Source organism: Streptomyces sp. NPDC048337, from assembly GCF_043201175.1.
GTDB lineage: Bacteria > Actinomycetota > Actinomycetes > Streptomycetales > Streptomycetaceae > Streptomyces.
In genome coordinates this window covers 165,363-181,962 of record NZ_JBICYR010000010.1, presented here as the reverse complement: position 1 = coordinate 181,962, position 16,600 = coordinate 165,363, and the positions used below count along the sequence as shown (strand labels likewise).

The following is a 16,600-nucleotide window of genomic DNA, read 5'->3' as shown; positions in this document are numbered from 1 at the left end:
ACCCGGATGCATTGGGTAATGGCACGGAATCCGGCAGGCTGGGTACGTACGTTCTCATGAGCCAGCCGCAGCCCAGCATCCAATCGGAATCTGATGTTCCGAAACCTGTCACTCCGGCGTCGACGTACCGCCTCCAACTGCGCCCGGAGTTCCCGTTCTCGGCGGCCGAGGCAGCCGTACCGTATCTCGCCTCGCTCGGCGTGTCACACCTGCACCTGTCTCCGGTCCTGGAGGCGGTGCCCGGCTCGGCGCACGGTTACGACGTCACCGATCACACCGCTGTACGGGCGGAGCTCGGCGGCGAGCCGGGGCTGCGGGCCCTGGGCAGGGCCGCCCGGGCGCACGGGCTGGGCCTGGTGCTGGACATCGTGCCGAACCACATGGCGGTGCCGACGCCGCTGCGGCTGAACCGGCCCCTGTGGGAGGTCCTGCGGGACGGCCCGGACTCTCCCTTCGCACGCTGGTTCGACATCGATTGGGAGGCGGGCGGCGGGCAGGTGTTGCTGCCGGTGCTCGCCGGTCCGCCCGGGACCTGCGCGCTGGAGGCCGACGGTGAGGTACTGCGCTACGGGGAGCAGGAGTTCCCCCTGCGGGAGGGCACGGCGGGGCTGGAACCGACCGCGCTGCTGGCCGCGCAGTGGTACCGGCCGGCCTGGTGGCGGGAGGCCCGGACCTCGCTCAACTACCGCCGCTTCTTCACCATTTCGGAGCTGATCGGGGTCCGGGTGGAGGACCCGGAGGTGTTCACCGCCACCCACGCCAAGGTGCTGGAGCTGGTCCGGGACGGGGTCGTCGAGGGCCTGCGGATCGACCACGTGGACGGGCTGGCGGATCCCGGGGAGTACCTGCGACGGCTGCGGGCCGCGGCGGGGCCGCACTGCTGGGTGGTGGTCGAGAAGATCCTGGCCCGCCAGGAGCGGCTGCCGCCCGCGTGGCCGGTCGCGGGCACCACCGGCTACGACGCGCTGCACCGGGTGGACGGGGTCTTCACCGACCCGGAGGGCGCCGTCGAACTGGCCGCGAAATACGGGCGGTTCACCGGGCTTCCGGACTGGGAGGGGACGGCGTCGACGTGCGCCCGGGAGGTGCTGACCGGCGACCTGGCCGCCGAGCTGGCCGCGCTGGAGCGGCAGGCCGGTCCGGAACTCGCCGAGGCGGTCCGGGAGTTGCTGATCGCCTATCCCGTCTACCGGCCGTACCCCGACGCGCCGGAGCCGGCGCCGCAGGCCCTGGAGCGGGCCGCCTCGCCGGCCGGTCCGGCCGCGGTGGCCGGCGTACGGGAACTGCTGCTGCGGGACCCGGCCTTCGCCGCCCGCTTCGCCCAGACCTCGGCCGCGCTGCGCGCCAAGTCCCTGGAGGACCGGGCCTTCTACCGGTACGGGCCGCTGCTGTCGGCCACCGAGGTCGGCGGGGACCCGGGGCAACCGGCGGTGTCGGCCGACGGGTTCCACGCGTACTGCGCCGCGCTGGCCCGGGACTGGCCCGGCTCCGGGACGGTGCTCTCCACGCACGACACCAAGCGCAGCGCGGACGTCCGGGCCCGGATCTCGGTGCTGTCCCAGGCGCCGGAGCTGATGGACGGGCTCGCCGGCCCGGACCCCCAGCTGGCGTGGACGGCCCGGCAGACCGCGCTCGGGCTCGGCGAGGCCCCCGAGGCCGTGCCCCGGCTGGCGCAGGCACTGCTCAAGGCGGTCCGCGAGGCCGGCCTGCACACCAGCTGGACCGACCGGGACGAGGCGTACGAGGCGACCGTCCCGGGGTACGCGCCGGCCGGGCTGGACCTGCCGCCGGACCTGGCGGAGGCGGCCCGCGCGAACCTGCTCGGGATGGCGCTTCTGCACCTGGCGATGCCCGGGGTCCCGGAGGTCTACCAGGGCGCCGAGACGGAGTACCGGGCCCTGGTCGACCCCGACAACCGGCGGCCGGCCCGCTTCCCGGTGGAGGCGCTGGCCCGGCTGGACGCGGGGGGCCTCCCGGACGGGCCGGCGCAGGAGAAGCTGGCGCTCACGGCCGCCGTGCTGCGGCTGCGCCGGGGCCGGCCCGAACTGTTCGACGGCTACGCCCCGCTGACCGCCCGGGGCCCGGCGGCCGAGCACTGCCTGGCCTTCACCCGCGCGCCCGGGCTGCTGGTGGTGGTGACCCGGCTCTCGCACCGGCTGGCCGCGGCGGGCGGCTGGCGGGGCACCGCCCTGCCCCTGCCGCCGGGCCGGTGGGCCCCGCTCGCCGGGATGCCGGGCGCGCGGGGGACCTCGTACGAGAGCGGGGCGGAGCTGGCGGAACTCCTCCCCGACGCGCCCGTGGGCGTCCTGCTGCGCGACACCCCCTAGCCCGGTTTCCGTGGAAGGGTGACGGCATGGAGGAGCAGCGGTTCGACGTGTGGGCGGCCGGGGACGCCTACGAGCGGTACATGGGCCGGTGGAGCCGCCTGGTCGCCGAGGTGTTCGTGGCTCGGCTCGGCGCCGGGAGCGGGTTGCGGTGGCTGGACGTGGGGTGCGGCACGGGAGCGCTGACCGCGGTGGTGGCGGCGCGGTGCCGGCCCCGGGCCCTGGTGGGTCTGGACCGGTCCCCCGGTTTCGTCCGCGCGGCCCGGGCCGCCGCGCCCGCGCGCTTCGCGGTGGCCGACGCGCTGGCGCTTCCGGTGCGCGACGCGGCGTGCGACGCGGTCGTCAGCGGGCTGGCCCTCAACTTCCTCCCGTCGCCGCAGACGGCGGCCGCCGAAGCCGCGCGGGTGGTCCGGCCGGGCGGGCTGGTCGCGACGTACGTGTGGGACTACGCCGGGGGCATGGAGTTCCTGCGCCGCTTCTGGGACGCCGCGGCCGAGGCCGACCCGTCGGCCGCGGCGCTGCACGAGGGGCACCGGTTCCCGGTGTGCCGCCCCGGTCCGCTGCGCGCCCTGTGGACCGGGGCGGGGCTGGTCGACGTGGCGGTCGACCCGATCGAGGTGCCCACCGTGTTCACCGGCCTCGCGGACTTCTGGGAGCCCTTCCTCTCCGGACAGGGACCGGCCCCCGGCTACGTCTCCGCCCTCGCCCCCGCCGCCCGGGACCGCCTGCGCGACCGGCTCGCCGATACCCTCCCCGCCCGCCCGGACGGCTCGATCCCCCTGGCCGCCCGCGCCTGGGCGGTCCGCGGCCGCCGCCCGGAACGCCCGCGCGTCTAGGCCCGCGGCGCCGGGTCGAAGGACTCCTGGCTGCCGGCGGTCAGCTCCGCGAAGGCCGCCGCCGCGCCGGTCAGCGGCACCCGGGAGAAGACGGACAGCGGCCGGTGCCACGGCGGGTCGAGGGAGAGCAGTACGCAGTCCTCGCCGACGGCGCCCCGGACCATGTGGGCCGGGGCCACGACGATGCCCACTCCGGCGGCCGCCATCCGTACGGCGGTCGAGGTGTGTTCTGTACGCAGCACCGTGCGCGGGGTGAAACCGACCGCTCCGCACGCCCAGTCCAGTACGGGCTGCCCCTCGACCAGCGGTTCCATCGCGCAGCGGATCCAGTCGCGGTCGGCGAGCTCGGCGAGGCGGACGCTGCCCCGCCCGGCCAGGGGGTCGTCGAAGGGGACGACGAGGACCAGCTCCTCGCGGCCCACGCGGAGCTCCGGGCCCGTCCACTCCTTGGGCTCCGGGCCCACGGCGAGGTCGGCGACCCCGCGCTCCAGCTGCTCCTCCAGGGCCTCGTTGGAGCCGTACTCGCGCACCACCAGCGAGACTCCCGGGTGCAGGGCCCGCCAGCGGGCGGCGATGCCGGGGAGCATGCCGACGGCCACCGCGTGGACGGTCGCGAGGTGCAGTTCGCCGCCGGCCACGCCCGCGGCGGCACGGGCGGCCCGCTCCGCCTGGCGGGCGCTGCGGACGGCGAGCTGCGCGTGCGGGAGGAAGGCGCGGCCCATGGGGGTGAGCCGGACCCCGCGCGGCATGCGCTCCAGCAGGGCGCCGCCCACGGACCGCTCCAGCGCCTTGACCTGGTGGGAGAGGGCGGGCTGGGTGACGTGGAGGGCGTCGGCGGCGCGGGTGAAGGAGGACTCCTCCACGACGGCGAGGAAGTACTCCATCTGGCGCAGGCTCATGACCGGGAAGCATAAAGAACGTGCATGGAGTCCAGAAGATCATTTCCTTGGACGGCGGGCAACGGGCCGGACAGGCTGGGCGCATGACCAACGAAGACGGCAACACCACGGTGGACGTGATCGTGATCGGCGGGGGCACGGGCGGCTACAGCACCGCCCTGCGCGCCTCGGCCCTGGGCCTGAGCGTCCTGCTCGCCGAGCGGGACAAGGTCGGCGGGACCTGCCTGCACCGCGGCTGCATCCCGAGCAAGGCGATGCTGCACGCGGCCGAACTCGTCGACGGCATAACCGAGGCGCGCGAACGGTGGGGGGTGCGGGCGAGCGTGGAGTCGGTGGACTGGTCGGCGCTCACCGCGACCCGGGACGACATCGTCTCCCGCAACCACCAGGGCGTGGAGGGGCACTTGGCCCACGCCGGCGTACGCGTGGTGCGCAGCGGCGCGCGGCTGACCGGGCCGCGGTCCGTCCGGACCGAGGACGGGCGGGAGTTCACCGCGGCCCGGGGGATCGTGCTGGCCACCGGGTCCCGGCCGCGCACGCTGCCCGGGCTGGAGCCCGACGGGCAGACGGTGGTGACCAGCGACGACGCGCTGTTCGCCCCCGGGCTGCCGGGGTCGGTGCTGGTGCTGGGCGGCGGGGCGATCGGGGTGGAGTACGCCTCCTTCCACCGCTCGATGGGCGCCGAGGTGACCCTGGTCGAGGCGGCGGACCGGCTGGTCCCGCTGGAGGACGCGGACGTGTCCCGGCATCTGGCGCGGGGGCTGAAGAAGCGCGGGATCGACGTACAGACGGGGGCCCGGCTGGAGGGTGCCGTGGTCGAGGGCGGGATCGTACGGGCCACGGTGCGCACCGCGCGCGGTGAGCTGCGCGAGCTGAAGGCCGAACGGCTGCTCGTGGCGGTGGGCCGGGTCCCGGTCACCGACGGGCTGGACCTGGCGGCGGCCGGGCTGGCCACCGACGAGCGGGGGTTCGTGGCGCCGGCCGACTGGTCCCGGCTGGAGACGGCCGTCCCCGGCATCCACGTGGTGGGCGACCTGCTGCCGCCGCCTTCGCTGGGCCTGGCACACGCCTCCTTCGCGGAGGGGCTGCTGGTGGCGGAGACGCTGGCGGGGGTGCCGACCGTGCCGGTGGACTACGCGGCGGTGCCGCGGGTGACGTACTCGGCGCCGCAGACGGCGGCCGTCGGCCTGACGGAGGCGCAGGCCCGGGAGGCGGCGTACGACGTGGTGGTGAACACGATGCCGCTGACGGCCGTGGCCAAGGGGATGGTGCACGGGCAGGGGGGCACGGTGAAGGTGGTCGCGGAGCGGGGTGGAAGGGTCCTGGGGGTGCACCTCGTCGGTCCGCACGTCTCGGAGATGATCGCGGAGAGCCAGCTGATCGTGGGCTGGGACGCGGAGCCGGGGGACGTCGCCCGGCACGTCCACGCCCACCCGACGCTGTCGGAGGCCGTCGGCGAGGCCTTCCTCTCCCTGGCGGGCCGCGGCCTCCACCAGCAGTAACCCCGCGGCGGGGCTGGATTTGGTGCCGCTGGTCGGCCGGTGCGGCTCACCGATCGGGGCTCCGCCCCGTACCCCGCTCCTCAAACGCCGGAGGGGCTGGATCTCGGCTGGCCTCAGCCCGCACGTGCACGCCCAGGCGGGCTGGATCGCCCGCAGGACAATTTCAGCCCCGCCGGCACATCCAGCCTAGCCGGCACATCCAGCCCCGCCGGCGTTTGAGGCGCGGGGGTCCGGGGGCAGAGCCCCGGATGCTTGAGCCGGGCCGGCGATCGAGGCGGCTGACCAGGAAGTGCGGGGTCCCGGCAGCAGTAGGGGGCGGGCCCGGCGGGCATGGCATCCCTTGTGACCCTCCTCCGTGACATGCGCTACCCCACACCGCACGAACTCGCCCTGGCCGCCCGCGCCCTGGCGGACGAGCACCCCGCCGAGGCCCGCCTCCGCCAGGCCGGGACCTCACGGGCCGGACAGCCCCTGTGGGTGCTGTCCGTCGCCCCAGTCGCCGCCGCGCCCGGGTCGCGGAACGTGCTCGTCGTCGCCGGGGCACACGCCAACGAACCGGTCGGCGGCGCGACCGCCCTGTCCCTCGCCCGCCACGTGCTCCGCGACCCGGCCCCGCGTACCGGCTGCGGCTGGCACTTCCTCCTCTGCGCCGATCCGGACGGCGCCGACCTGCACCGCACGCCCCGCCCGTACTCGCTCCTCGACTACCACCGGAACTTCTTCCGCCCTCCCGGCCCCGAACAGCCCGAGTGGGCACCGTCTTTACTGCCCCCGGACCGGCTGCCGCCGGAGACCCTGGCCCTGACCGCCCTCATCGACGAGCTGCGGCCCGTCCTCCAGGTCTCCCTGCACGCCACCGACCTCGGCGGTTCCTGGGTGCAGCTCACCCGGGACATACCCGGCCTCGCCGAGCCCTTCGGCAAGTCGGCCGCCGAGCTGCGCATCCCGGTGGAGAACGGCGCCTCGGACGCCGCCGGCTGGCCCTCCCCCGGACCCGGGATCTTCGTGATCCCGCAGCCGGGGAGCGAGGCCGCCGGGGTCTTCCACCCGGAGGACACCCGGCTCAGCACCTGGTACCACGCCCACCGGTACGCCGGCACCACCGCGATCGTCGAAGTCCCCATGTGGGCCTCCGACCTGGTGGACGACCCGGCCCCGCACCCCGACCCGCGCGGCGCCCTCCGCATGCTGGCCGCACGGCTCGCCGCCGACACCGCGCTCGTCGCCGGGATGCGGGAGGCCTTCCGGCCCCGCCCTCTGCCGTACGGGGACCCGGCCGCGGCGCCCCTGCTGCGCGCCGTGGACTGGACTCTCACCCTCATCCCCCGGATCACCGCCGAGTGGGCCGGCAGCGGGGCTCCGGCCGAGGCCACGGCGGCGTACATCGCCAGCATCGACGCCTTCGGGCGGCGCCTGTCGCTGCGCGCCGCCGCGATGCTGCTGCGCGTCCTGCGCGTGCAGGGCCATCCGTCGGCGCCCGGGCTGGACCGGCTCGTCACGGGGTGGTGCGAGGATTTCGCGGCGCGCTTCCAGGCCCGCTGGGTCCCGGTGGCCACCCAGGTGGAACACCAGGCCCGTACCGTCCTGGCCACGTACGAGCGCCTCCTGGCCCAGCACCATCAGTCCACGGACAGCCCGTAGCGCCACTTGGGCAGGCCGGTGGCGCCGAGCCGGTCGTAGAAGCGGACCGCGCCCTCGTTCCAGTCGGGGGTCTGCCACTGGACCTGGAGGAGGCCGAGCTCGCGGGCGAGGCCCGTCACCCCGTCCATCAGGGCGGCGCCCAGTCCGTGGCCGCGGGCCTCCTCGGCCAGGTAGAGGCAGTCCATGTGGAGGTAGTGCCGGGCGTCCCAGAAGGCGAACTCGGCCGAGCAGGCGGCGTATCCGACGACCGCGCCGTCCGGGGTCTGGGCGAGGAGCACCCACAGGCGGGCGTCCTCGGCGAACAGCTGCGGCCCGAGCCGCTCGGCGAGGCCGGGCGGCCGCGGGGCCGACCTCTCGTACGCGACGTGCTCGTGCATGAGCTCGACCAGCCGGGGCAGGTCCCCGACGCGTGCCCGCCGCACGACGGGCATGTCCACTGCCGCTCCGGCACTCTTGGTGTGTTCCATGGACGCCATCCTGCGCGGTGTCCCCCGACCACGAACCGCCGGGGCCCGGGACTCAGCTCGATGAGAGCCGGAACATCATCTTCCCGAAGCCGACCTGGTCCCCGTCCCGGACCACCGCCGAGCCCGTCACCCGGTGCCCGTTCACGGTGGTCCCGTTGGTGGAGCCGAGGTCCCTGAGCACCCACACACCGCCGTGCAGGCTCAGCTCCGCATGCGCCCGGGAGACGGTCTCGTGGCTGAGCCGCAGCCCGTTGCCCGGGTCGCGGCCGATCCGCAGGGACGCCGCGCTCGGGTGCGGGAGCAGCAGCTTGGGCAGCCGCTCGACGGCCCACGCCCGCCGGACGCCCACCGTGACGGCGGAGACCCGGCCCACCCAGCCGAACAGCCGACGGCTCCACGGGCTTTCGGCGCCCTCCCGCGACTGCAGGTCGGCGGTGAGGACGGCGAGGTCCTCGGAGCGGCGTGCGACCAGGGCGAGTTCCATCCGGCGCAGGAACGTGTCGTGGGACAGCTTGCCGAGGGCGGCGCCCTCCCTGAGCTGGCCCAGCGCCCGGTCGCGCTCGGCGTCGGAAAGCCGCGGCGCTGGGTAGGCGGGGAACTCGAAACTCGACGTCACAGGGTGATTGTCGGCCCGTCGGGGCCGGAGTGTCCAGAACTCCCCCGCCGCGCCCGGAATGATGGGCAGGATACGCATGCTGGACACCGCCGGAGACGAGGGGACCGTCCGTGCAGTTCGAGGTCTGGGCACCTTTGGCAGGTCGTGTCGCCCTGCGGCTCGACGACGTGACATACGACATGGCACGCGATCCGGCACAGAACGGCCGCGACGGCCGGGACGGCTGGTGGACCGTCACGGCCCCGGCCGCCGACGGGAGCCGCTACGGCTTCCTGCTGGACGACGAGACCACCGCGCGCCCCGACCCGCGCGGCCGGCGGCTGCCGGACGGGCCCGACGGCCTCTCGGCGGTGGTCGACTTCGAGGCGCTGCCCGCGCCGGCCGCCGCGGCACCCCGCACCCCCCTCCAGGACGCGGTCCTGTACGAGCTGCACATCGGCACCTTCACCCCCGAGGGCACCTTCGACGCCGCCGCCGCGCGCCTCGGGCACCTCACCGCCCTCGGCGTCACGCACGTGGAGCTGATGCCCGTCTGCCCCTTCCCCGGCCGGCACGGCTGGGGCTACGACGGGGTCGCGCCGTGGGCGGTGCACGAGCCGTACGGGGGCCCGGCCGGCCTGGCCCGGTTCGTGGAGGCCGCGCACGCCGCCGGGCTGGGCGTGGTGCTGGACGTGGTCCACAACCACCTGGGACCCTCCGGCAACCACCTCCCCGCCTTCGGCCCGTACTTCACCGACACCCACCACACCCCCTGGGGCGCGGCGGTGAACCTGGACGCACCCGGCTCCGACGAGGTGCGCGCGTACCTCCTCGGCAGCGCGCTCGCCTGGCTGCGCGACTACGGGATCGACGGGCTCCGGCTGGACGCCGTGCACGCGCTCGCCGACGGGCGGGCGCTGACCTTCCTGGAGGAACTGGCCGCGGCCGTGGACGCGTTGGCGGCGGAGAGCGGCCGCCCGCTGTTCCTGATCGCCGAGTCGGACCGCTGCGATCCGCGTACCGTCACCGCGCGCGGCGAGGGGGGTCTGGGTCTGCACGCCCAGTGGAACGACGACTTCCACCACGCCCTGCACTGCGCGCTGACGGGCGAATCCCAGGCGTACTACGCCGACTTCGCCGAGGCCCCGCTCGCCGCCCTCGCCAAGACCATGACCCGGGCCTTCTTCCACGACGGAACCTGGTCCTCCTTCCGGGGCCGCACCCACGGCCGCCCGGTCGACCGCCGCCGGACCCCCGCCCACCGCTTCCTCGGCTACACCCAGACCCACGACCAGGTCGGCAACCGGGCGCTCGGCGACCGGCTGTCCGCCTCCCTCTCCCCCGGGCTGCTGGCCTGCGCGGCCACGCTCGCGCTGACCGGGCCCTTCGTGCCGATGCTGTTCATGGGCGAGGAGTGGGGCGCGACCACGCCGTGGCAGTACTTCACGGACCACCGCGACCCGGAGCTCGCCGAGGCGGTACGGAGCGGCCGCCGCCGGGAGTTCGCGGCTCACGGCTGGAAGGCCGAAGAGATCCCCGACCCGCAGGACCCGGCCACCCGGGACCGCTCCCGCCTCGACTGGGCGGAGCCCGGGCAGCCCGGGCCCGCCCGGCTGCTGACCTGGTACCGCACCCTCGTCGCGCTCCGCCGCACGCACCCGGACCTGCGCGACCCGGACCTGGCCGCGGTCCGGGTCGCCCACGACGAGGAGCGCCGCTGGATCACCTTCCGGCGGGGCGACGTACGGGTGGCGGTGAACCTCTCGCCGGACCCGGCGACGATCGCGCTGGGGCGCAACGGCGTACGGGTGCTCGCCGCGTGGGAGCCGCTCGAACACCCCGGTCCCGACGGGCGGATCCACCTGCCGGGCGAGTCCGCGGTGGTGCTGGGTCCCTAGCCTCTACTCGACGATCGCCAGCTCGCGCGGGGCGTTGTTCAGGCGCAGTCCGCCGTCCTCGGTGACGGTCACGATGTCCTCGATGCGGACGCCGAAGCGGCCGGGCAGGTAGACGCCCGGCTCCACGGAGAAGCACATGCCGGGGACGAGGGGCTGCTCCTCGCCCTCGACCATGTACGGCGGCTCGTGGGTGGTGACGCCGATGCCGTGGCCGGTGCGGTGGATGAAGCGCTCCCCGTAGCCGAACTCGGTGATCACCGCGCGGGCCGCCCGGTCCACCTCCTGGCAGGAGACCCCGGGCCGGACCGCCGCCACGCCGGCCTGCTGGGCCTCGCGCACGATGTCGTGGACCCGCTGCTCCTCGGCGGTCGGCTCGCCGACGTGCACGGTGCGGGAGATGTCGGAGCCGTAGCCGTAGCGCAGACCGCCGAAGTCGAGGACCACCATGTCGCCGTGGCGGATGACCCGGTCGCCCGCCTCGTGGTGCGGGTTGGCCCCGTTGGGGCCGGAGCCGACGACGGTGAAGTCGACCTGGGAGTGGCCGTGGGCGCGGAGCAGCGCGGCCAGGTCGGCGGCGACGTCCGTCTCGCGGCGGTCGGCGAAGGGGAGGTGGAGGATCTGGGCGTAGGCGGCGTCGGCGGCGGAGCCCGCGGCCGCGAGGCGCTCCAGCTCCCGTGCGTCCTTCACGGCGCGCAGCATGGGCAGGGAGTCGGTGAGGGGCACGTAGGAGGTGGTGGGCAACTCCCGCTGGAGGCCGAGGAGATGCAGGGCCCAGGTGTTGTCGCTGACCCCGAAGCGGCCGGCGACGTCCAGCAGCGGGGCGGTCACGGCGTACGGGTTCTTCCCGTCGGTCCAGTCGCGCAGGGTCAGCGCCGGTGCGCCCGGGGCCTTGGCGGCGTCGGGGGCCTCCAGGGCGGGCACCACGAGCACCGGGTCCTGGTCGGCGGCGAGCACCAGCAGGGTGAGCCGCTCGGTCTCGGCGGTGGGGCGGTAGCCGGTGAGGTGCGCGAGGTCGGGCCCGGGGGCGATCAGCAGCCCGGCCAGTCCCGCGTCGGCGGCGGTCCGCGCGGCCGCGGTCATGCGGGCGGCGTAGTCGGCGGCCGTGAAGGGGGCGGGGTGCGTCGGCTCAGGGGTTTCGGAAGTCATACGGGGGATCCTGCCGCGAGCCGTGCGGCGAGCGCAGCGGCCGCGCCGGTCGGACGTCCGGCGGAGAGCAGTTCCGTACGGTGCACCAGGCGGGGTGCGGACAGCGGTACGGCGGCCCCCGCGGCGGCGGCCTCGGCGACGCGGCGGGGCAGCAGCACGAGGCCGTGTCCGGCGGTGGCGAGGGCGCACAGGGCCAGCAGGTCGGTGCCCTCGTAGCGGGCGCCGGTCCGGGCGGCGATCAGCGGCAGCCCCACGCCGGGGGCGTCCAGCCAGCGCGCGTCGGCGAGGTCGTCCAGCCGGACGGCGGCGCGCCCGGCGAGGGGATGCCCGGCGGGCAGCAGCACGGCGAGCTCCTCCTCGCCGACGCCCGTCACGGTGAGCGGGGCCACGTCGGGCAGCCGCAGGGGGTCGCTGGGCGCGGCCGGGCCGTCGACGAGGCCGAGATCACACGCCCCGGTGGCGACGGCGGCGGGCACCTCGGCCGGGGGCAGCACCCGCAGGGTGACCCCGGTGGCGGGCAGGGCGGCGAGCAGCCGGGGGCCGACGGCGAGCGGGGACGCGGCGACGGTGACCCGCCCGGGCGGCGCGGCGGCCAGCCGCAGCACGTCGGCCCGTGCGGCGTCGAGCCGCAGCAGGAGCGGCCCGGCGTGCTCCAGGAGCCGGACCCCGGCCGGGGTCGGCGCCACGGGCCGCCGCGTGAGCAGCTCGGCCCGCAGATCGCCCTCGAGGGCGGCGATGTGCTGGGAGACGGCGGACTGGGTGTACCCGAGCTCCCGGGCGGCCCCGGAGAACGAGCCGAGCCGGGCGACGGCGACGAAGGTGCGCAGGAGATGCGGATCCATGCCGCCCAGCCTGCCGCACCCGTGCGGGGAGCCGGGCAGCCCACCCCGGCCGGCGGGGCCGGGCCCGCCGGGCGCGGCCCCGCTGCGGGGGCTCCGCCCCCGCACCCCGCGCCTCGAACGTCGGAGGGGCTGGATGTGGCAGCTGGGCTGACATTGCCCTTCGGGTAATCCAGCCGCACCAAGCGGGTGGCATCAGCCAAATCCAGCCCCGCCGGCGTTTGAGGCGCCGCCGGAGGCAGATCAGCCTCGCCGGCGCTTGAGGCGCGGGGGCTCGGGGGCGGAGCCCCCGCAGCGACGCCGCAGCCGCGTCCAGGGGCATCAGCAGCGCTTATCGAGCGTGCATGAACAATCGTTGGCGCTGAAGCGGCAGCCCACCGCACGATGGTCCGCATGACCACCGCACCCGTAGCCCGCATCGCACTGGTCGGGGACCGATCCCCGCACGTGAAGTCCCACACCCGGATCCCCCTCCTCCTCGACGCCCTCGCCTCCCGCGACGGCCTCGTCCTCGACGCCTACTGGATCCCCACCGCCGACGCCGAAGCCGAGGCCGCCGCCGGGACGCTCGCCCGGTTCGACGCCGTGTGGGTGCTGCCCGGCAGTCCGTACGCCAGCGAGGGCGGGGCGCTCGCCGCCATCCGGGTGGCCCGGGAGGAGGGGATCCCCTTCCTCGGCACCTGCGGTGGTTTCCAGCACACGCTGCTGGAGTACGCCCGCACCGTCTGCGGGCTGGCCGACGCCGCGCACGCCGAGAACGACCCCGACGCGGCGGACCTGCTGATCGCCCCGCTCGCCTGCTCGCTGGTCGGGCACCAGGGCCTCGTACGGGCCGAGCCCGGCTCGCTCGCCGAGTCCGCGCTCGGCGCGGAGCGGTCGATGGAGCACTACCACTGCAATTACGGCCCCGCACCCCGGCACCTGCCCGCGCTCGCCGCGCACGGCCTGCGGCTGTCGGGGCACGACGAGGACGGCCAGGTGCGCATCGTCGAGCTGCCCGGGCACCCCTTCTTCCTGGCCACGCTCTTCCAGCCGGAGCTGCACGGGGACGGGACGCAGCCGCACCCGATCGTCCGGGCCCTGGCGGCGGCGGCCGTCGCCCACGCCGCGCGCACCCCCGTCTCCGCCGTAGCGGAATAACGCGTCGCAGGACCACCCCGCTGATCGGCTATGCTGTGCATGCACATCGAACGGGCGGTCCGCCGCCCTTCGTGGTGGGTGTAGCTCAGTTGGTAGAGCACCTGGTTGTGGTCCAGGTGGCCGCGGGTTCAAGTCCCGTCACTCACCCTGTTGGCCCTGTAGGGGCACGAGGTCTCCTCGTGCCCCTACAGGCGTTAGTCGGCCAGGAAGGCCTCCACTTCGGTGGCGAAGGCCACCGGCGTCTCGTGCGGCGGGTAGTGGCCGGCGCCCGGGAGGGTGCGGATGCGGGAGTTCGGGTACCAGATCTGCCAGGTCGCACGCATGACGTCGGCGGTGAGCGCGAGGTCGTACTCGCCGACGAGGACCAGCACGGGGACGGTGTTGCCCTTCACCGCGGACGACAGGTCGAGCGGCTGCCAGCTCGCCAGGTACCCGGCGAAGGCCTCGGGCCGGGAGACGGCCAGGGAGTGGGCGACCATCCGCTCCAGCCAGTGGCGGCTCGCGCGGTTGCCGGTCACCAGGTCGAGGATGGCCCGGCGCTTCTCGGGGTCCTCGGCGGCCCCGTAGAAGAGGGCGTGGGTCGCGTCGTCCATCTCGTAGGGCGCGGCCGGGACCGGGGTGAGCCCGATCAGCTTCTCGATGCGCTCGGGGGCCCGGACCAGGACCTGCTGGGCCGCCTTGCCGCCCATGGAGTGGCCGAGGAGGGAGAAGGTGTCCCAGCCGAGCTGGTCGGCGAGTTCGAGGACGTCGTCGGCGATCTCGGGGAGGGTGTGGCGGCCGGGGACGTCCCGTCGGTCGCCGTAGCCGCGGTAGTCGAGGAAGGCGTACGAGAACCCGTGCGGGTCCAGGTAGTCCAGCACGGAGCCCCAGTTGGCGGAGGTGCCGAACCAGTCGTGCAGCACGATGACGCGGACGGGCCCGGTGCCGATCCTGCGGTGGGCGATGGCCATGCGTTCTCCCTCGGTGACGGGTCGAAGAAAACCGACGCCGTACCTTCTGCCCGCCGGGCCCGCCATCACACCGCCGCCGGCCGGCGCGCCCGCGCCGCGCCCGTGGAGCCGACGCGGGAATCGACTTCACGGGCGCCGGGAGCGGCGGGGTCAGACGGTCTTGATCGCCGGGTCGGAGACGCCCGGGGCGCCCGTTTCGACGTGGCCGGCGAAGCGGCGCAGGAAGGTGGTGTCCGCGTCGGAGACGACCTTGACGTCGTACCAGCGGCCCGTGGTGCTCAGGTCGACGGTGTGGGAGACCGAGCCGCCGCCGGCGACCCGGAGGGTCTGGGACGCGCCGCCGTAGGCGTTGGTCACCGTCAGGTTGACCGCGGTCGAGCCGGAGTTGGTCAGGGTCAGGGCCAGGTTGCCGGTCGCGTCCACGTGGCGGGCCGTGACCTCGGGGCCGGTCTTCTTCGCCGGGCCCTTCCAGGTGCGCAGGAAGCCGTTGGGGCCCCACACCGTGAGGTTGATCTGGTTGCCGGTGGAGCTGCTGGTGCTCCAGGTGTCCGAGAGGGTCTTGCCCGCCTCGACCGTGTAGGGCCAGGGGCCGTCCGTGCGGTTGCCCGAGGTGCTGTGGAAGTGGGCGCCGAGGGAGGGGCCGGAGGAGAAGGTGAGCGTGAACTTGCCGGTGGACGCCGTGCGGGCGCCGTCCACGTACGGGCTGTAGCCCAGCGCGCGCGTCGGCTTGGCGCCGGCCTCCTGCTTCGGCAGGGTGCCCGTGGCCGGCGGGACGGGGTGGTAGGACGGGTGGGTGTTGTGGTCCGGCGGGATGTAACCCGCCGTGGAGGGCAGGGCCGCGGGGGTCGCGTCGGCCCGGCTGAAGTCGAAGGCCGAGGTCAGGTCGCCGCAGACGGCGCGGCGCCACGGCGAGATGTTGGGCTCCTGCACGCCGAAGCGCTTCTCCATGAAGCGGATCACCGAGGTGTGGTCGAAGGTCTCGGAGCAGACGTAGCCGCCCTTGCTCCACGGGGAGACCACGATCATCGGGACGCGCGGGCCGAGGCCGTAGGGGCCGGCCGCGTAGCCGCCGCCCCCGGCGTACAGGTCCTTCGACACGTCGGCCGTGGACAGGCCCCACGCCGAGGAGGCCGGCGGGTACGGCGGGACCACGTGGTCGAAGAAGCCGTCGTTCTCGTCGTAGGTGATGAAGAGGGCCGTCTTCGCCCAGACCGCCGGGTTCGAGGTGAGCGCGTCGAGGACCTGCGAGATGTACCAGGCGCCGAAGTTGACCGGCCAGTTCGGGTGCTCGCTGAAGGCCTCGGGAGCGGCGATCCAGGAGACCTGGGGCAGGGTGCCGGCCGTGACGTCGGCGCGCAGCCGGTCGAAGTAGCCGTCGCCCGCCTTGACGTCGGTGCCCGTACGGGCCTTCTCGTACAGGGCGCTGCCGGGCTGGGCGTTGCGGTAGGTGTTGAAGTACAGCAGCGAGTTGTCGCCGTAGTTGCCTCGGAAGGCGTCGCTGATCCAGCCCCAGGAACCGGCCGCGTTCAGGCCGTCGCCGATGTCCTGGTAGATCTTCCAGGAGACCCCGGCGGACTCCAGGCGCTCGGGGTAGGTCTTCCAGCCGTAGCCGGCCTCCTGGTTGCCGAGGACCGGGCCGCCGCCGGTGCCGTCGTTGCCCGTGTAACCCGTCCACATGTAGTAGCGGTTGGGGTCGGTGGCGCCGATGAAGGAGCAGTGGTAGGCGTCGCAGACGGTGAAGGCGTCGGCGAGGGCGTAGTGGAACGGGATGTCGTTCCGGGTCATGTACGACATGGTCGTGGCCGTCTTGGCCGGGACCCACTTGTCGTACTTGCCGTTGTTGTAGGCCTGGTGGCCGCCGGCCCAGTCGTGGTTCAGGCCCTCGACGAACTGCATGCCGAGGTCGTTGACCTGCGGGTTGAAGGGGAGGATGTCCTTCGTCCCGTTGGACTGGTAGAAGACCGACTTGCCGTTGTCCTGGAGGACCGGACGCGGGTCGCCGAAGCCGCGGACCCCCTTCATCGAACCGAAGTACTGGTCGAATGAACGGTTCTCCTGCATCAGGACCACGATGTGCTCGATGTCCTGGATCGTCCCGGTGCTGCCCTGTGCCGGGATGGCGGCGGCGCGCGCGATGCTCTCGTTGAGCATCGTGGCGGCGGCGGTGCCCCCGGCGATCTGGAGGAACCTGCGGCGGTTGAGTTCTGCCATGGCGTGACGACCTCTGCGGGTGAGGGGGGAGTCGAGGGGCGCCCCAAGGACAGCGGCCCAGGGGGACCGGACGGAGATCCTTGTCTGACACCTGGCCGTACAGCCGGAGAACGGAAGGTCGCTCACCGCCGGCCCGCGCGTCTGGCGAAGAC

The 16,600-nt window shown here is 74.7% G+C and carries 13 protein-coding genes and 1 tRNA gene; 7 read left to right on the top strand and 7 right to left on the bottom strand.

Annotated features, from left to right (window positions below; all coding sequences use genetic code 11):
• The first annotated feature begins 56 nt into the window (after nucleotides 1-56).
• Nucleotides 57-2,327 (top strand): malto-oligosyltrehalose synthase, encoded by a 2,271-nt coding sequence (gene treY / locus ACGFYU_RS18865; RefSeq protein WP_393828412.1) that lies wholly within the window; start codon nucleotides 57-59, stop codon nucleotides 2,325-2,327.
• Nucleotides 2,328-2,353: 26 nt separating this feature from the next.
• Nucleotides 2,354-3,160 (top strand): class I SAM-dependent methyltransferase, encoded by an 807-nt coding sequence (locus ACGFYU_RS18860; protein ID WP_393828411.1) that lies wholly within the window; start codon nucleotides 2,354-2,356, stop codon nucleotides 3,158-3,160.
• On the opposite strand, the gene ACGFYU_RS18855 is transcribed toward ACGFYU_RS18860, so the two are convergent.
• Complete coding sequence (locus ACGFYU_RS18855) at nucleotides 3,157-4,059, bottom strand: LysR family transcriptional regulator (RefSeq protein ID WP_393828410.1); 903 nt, start codon at nucleotides 4,057-4,059, stop codon at nucleotides 3,157-3,159. The two genes, ACGFYU_RS18860 and ACGFYU_RS18855, sit on opposite strands and share 4 nt — an antisense overlap.
• An 83-nt stretch (nucleotides 4,060-4,142) precedes the next feature.
• On the opposite strand from ACGFYU_RS18855, the gene lpdA reads away from it, so the two are divergent.
• Nucleotides 4,143-5,561 (top strand): dihydrolipoyl dehydrogenase, encoded by a 1,419-nt coding sequence (gene lpdA, locus ACGFYU_RS18850; protein ID WP_393828409.1) that lies wholly within the window; start codon nucleotides 4,143-4,145, stop codon nucleotides 5,559-5,561.
• A gap of 342 nt (nucleotides 5,562-5,903) precedes the next feature.
• On the top strand, nucleotides 5,904-7,202 hold the full coding sequence (locus tag ACGFYU_RS18845; RefSeq protein ID WP_393828469.1) for a M14 family zinc carboxypeptidase: 1,299 nt from the start codon (nucleotides 5,904-5,906) through the stop codon (nucleotides 7,200-7,202).
• Here ACGFYU_RS18845 and ACGFYU_RS18840 read toward each other — a convergent pair.
• Together ACGFYU_RS18840 and ACGFYU_RS18835 are read right to left on the bottom strand one after the other, a co-directional pair.
• Nucleotides 7,181-7,669: a GNAT family N-acetyltransferase gene (locus ACGFYU_RS18840; RefSeq protein ID WP_393828408.1), complete on the bottom strand. Its 489-nt coding sequence runs from the start codon at nucleotides 7,667-7,669 to the stop codon at nucleotides 7,181-7,183. The genes ACGFYU_RS18845 and ACGFYU_RS18840 overlap by 22 nt on opposite strands.
• 52 nt (nucleotides 7,670-7,721) lie before the next feature.
• The gene (locus tag ACGFYU_RS18835; protein ID WP_393828407.1) at nucleotides 7,722-8,285 is read right to left on the bottom strand and encodes an FHA domain-containing protein; all 564 of its coding nucleotides are present in this window, start codon (nucleotides 8,283-8,285) and stop codon (nucleotides 7,722-7,724) included.
• 110 nt (nucleotides 8,286-8,395) lie between these two features.
• On the opposite strand from ACGFYU_RS18835, the gene treZ reads away from it, so the two are divergent.
• Nucleotides 8,396-10,162: a malto-oligosyltrehalose trehalohydrolase gene (gene treZ / locus ACGFYU_RS18830; RefSeq protein ID WP_393828406.1), complete on the top strand. Its 1,767-nt coding sequence runs from the start codon at nucleotides 8,396-8,398 to the stop codon at nucleotides 10,160-10,162.
• Nucleotides 10,163-10,165: 3 nt separating this feature from the next.
• On the opposite strand, the gene ACGFYU_RS18825 is transcribed toward treZ, so the two are convergent.
• Nucleotides 10,166-11,308: a M24 family metallopeptidase gene (locus tag ACGFYU_RS18825; RefSeq protein WP_393828405.1), complete on the bottom strand. Its 1,143-nt coding sequence runs from the start codon at nucleotides 11,306-11,308 to the stop codon at nucleotides 10,166-10,168.
• A complete protein-coding gene (locus tag ACGFYU_RS18820; RefSeq protein ID WP_393828404.1) occupies nucleotides 11,305-12,150 on the bottom strand; it encodes a LysR family transcriptional regulator in 846 nt (281 codons plus the stop codon). Before ACGFYU_RS18820 ends, ACGFYU_RS18825 begins: the two co-directional genes overlap by 4 nt.
• Before the next feature lie 390 nt (nucleotides 12,151-12,540).
• Between ACGFYU_RS18820 and ACGFYU_RS18815 the strand changes: the two genes are divergently transcribed.
• Together ACGFYU_RS18815 and ACGFYU_RS18810 are read left to right on the top strand one after the other, a co-directional pair.
• Nucleotides 12,541-13,287, top strand: a complete 747-nt coding sequence (locus ACGFYU_RS18815) for a hypothetical protein (RefSeq protein WP_393828403.1) — start codon at nucleotides 12,541-12,543, stop codon at nucleotides 13,285-13,287.
• Nucleotides 13,288-13,361: 74 nt separating this feature from the next.
• A tRNA-His gene (locus ACGFYU_RS18810) sits at nucleotides 13,362-13,434 on the top strand.
• Between the two features lie 47 nt (nucleotides 13,435-13,481).
• On the opposite strand, the gene ACGFYU_RS18805 is transcribed toward ACGFYU_RS18810, so the two are convergent.
• On the bottom strand, nucleotides 13,482-14,237 hold the full coding sequence (locus ACGFYU_RS18805) for an alpha/beta fold hydrolase (protein WP_393828402.1): 756 nt from the start codon (nucleotides 14,235-14,237) through the stop codon (nucleotides 13,482-13,484).
• A gap of 150 nt (nucleotides 14,238-14,387) precedes the next feature.
• Nucleotides 14,388-16,448, bottom strand: coding sequence for a phosphocholine-specific phospholipase C (locus ACGFYU_RS18800; protein ID WP_393828401.1), 2,061 nt, complete (start codon nucleotides 16,446-16,448; stop codon nucleotides 14,388-14,390).
• Nucleotides 16,449-16,600 lie beyond the last annotated feature (152 nt).

What these genes read in the sequence shown, in the direction of transcription:
- lpdA (WP_393828409.1), top strand. Translation starts at nt 4,143, where the DNA reads ATGACCAACGAAGACGGCAACACCACGGTGGACGTGATCGTGATCGGC.
- ACGFYU_RS18800 (WP_393828401.1), bottom strand. Translation starts at nt 16,448, where the DNA reads ATGGCAGAACTCAACCGCCGCAGGTTCCTCCAGATCGCCGGGGGCACC.
- ACGFYU_RS18805 (WP_393828402.1), bottom strand. Translation starts at nt 14,237, where the DNA reads ATGGCCATCGCCCACCGCAGGATCGGCACCGGGCCCGTCCGCGTCATC.
- ACGFYU_RS18855 (WP_393828410.1), bottom strand. Translation starts at nt 4,059, where the DNA reads ATGAGCCTGCGCCAGATGGAGTACTTCCTCGCCGTCGTGGAGGAGTCC.
- ACGFYU_RS18840 (WP_393828408.1), bottom strand. Translation starts at nt 7,669, where the DNA reads ATGGAACACACCAAGAGTGCCGGAGCGGCAGTGGACATGCCCGTCGTG.
- ACGFYU_RS18860 (WP_393828411.1), top strand. Translation starts at nt 2,354, where the DNA reads ATGGAGGAGCAGCGGTTCGACGTGTGGGCGGCCGGGGACGCCTACGAG.
- ACGFYU_RS18815 (WP_393828403.1), top strand. Translation starts at nt 12,541, where the DNA reads ATGACCACCGCACCCGTAGCCCGCATCGCACTGGTCGGGGACCGATCC.
- ACGFYU_RS18820 (WP_393828404.1), bottom strand. Translation starts at nt 12,150, where the DNA reads ATGGATCCGCATCTCCTGCGCACCTTCGTCGCCGTCGCCCGGCTCGGC.
- ACGFYU_RS18825 (WP_393828405.1), bottom strand. Translation starts at nt 11,308, where the DNA reads ATGACTTCCGAAACCCCTGAGCCGACGCACCCCGCCCCCTTCACGGCC.
- treY (WP_393828412.1), top strand. Translation starts at nt 57, where the DNA reads ATGAGCCAGCCGCAGCCCAGCATCCAATCGGAATCTGATGTTCCGAAA.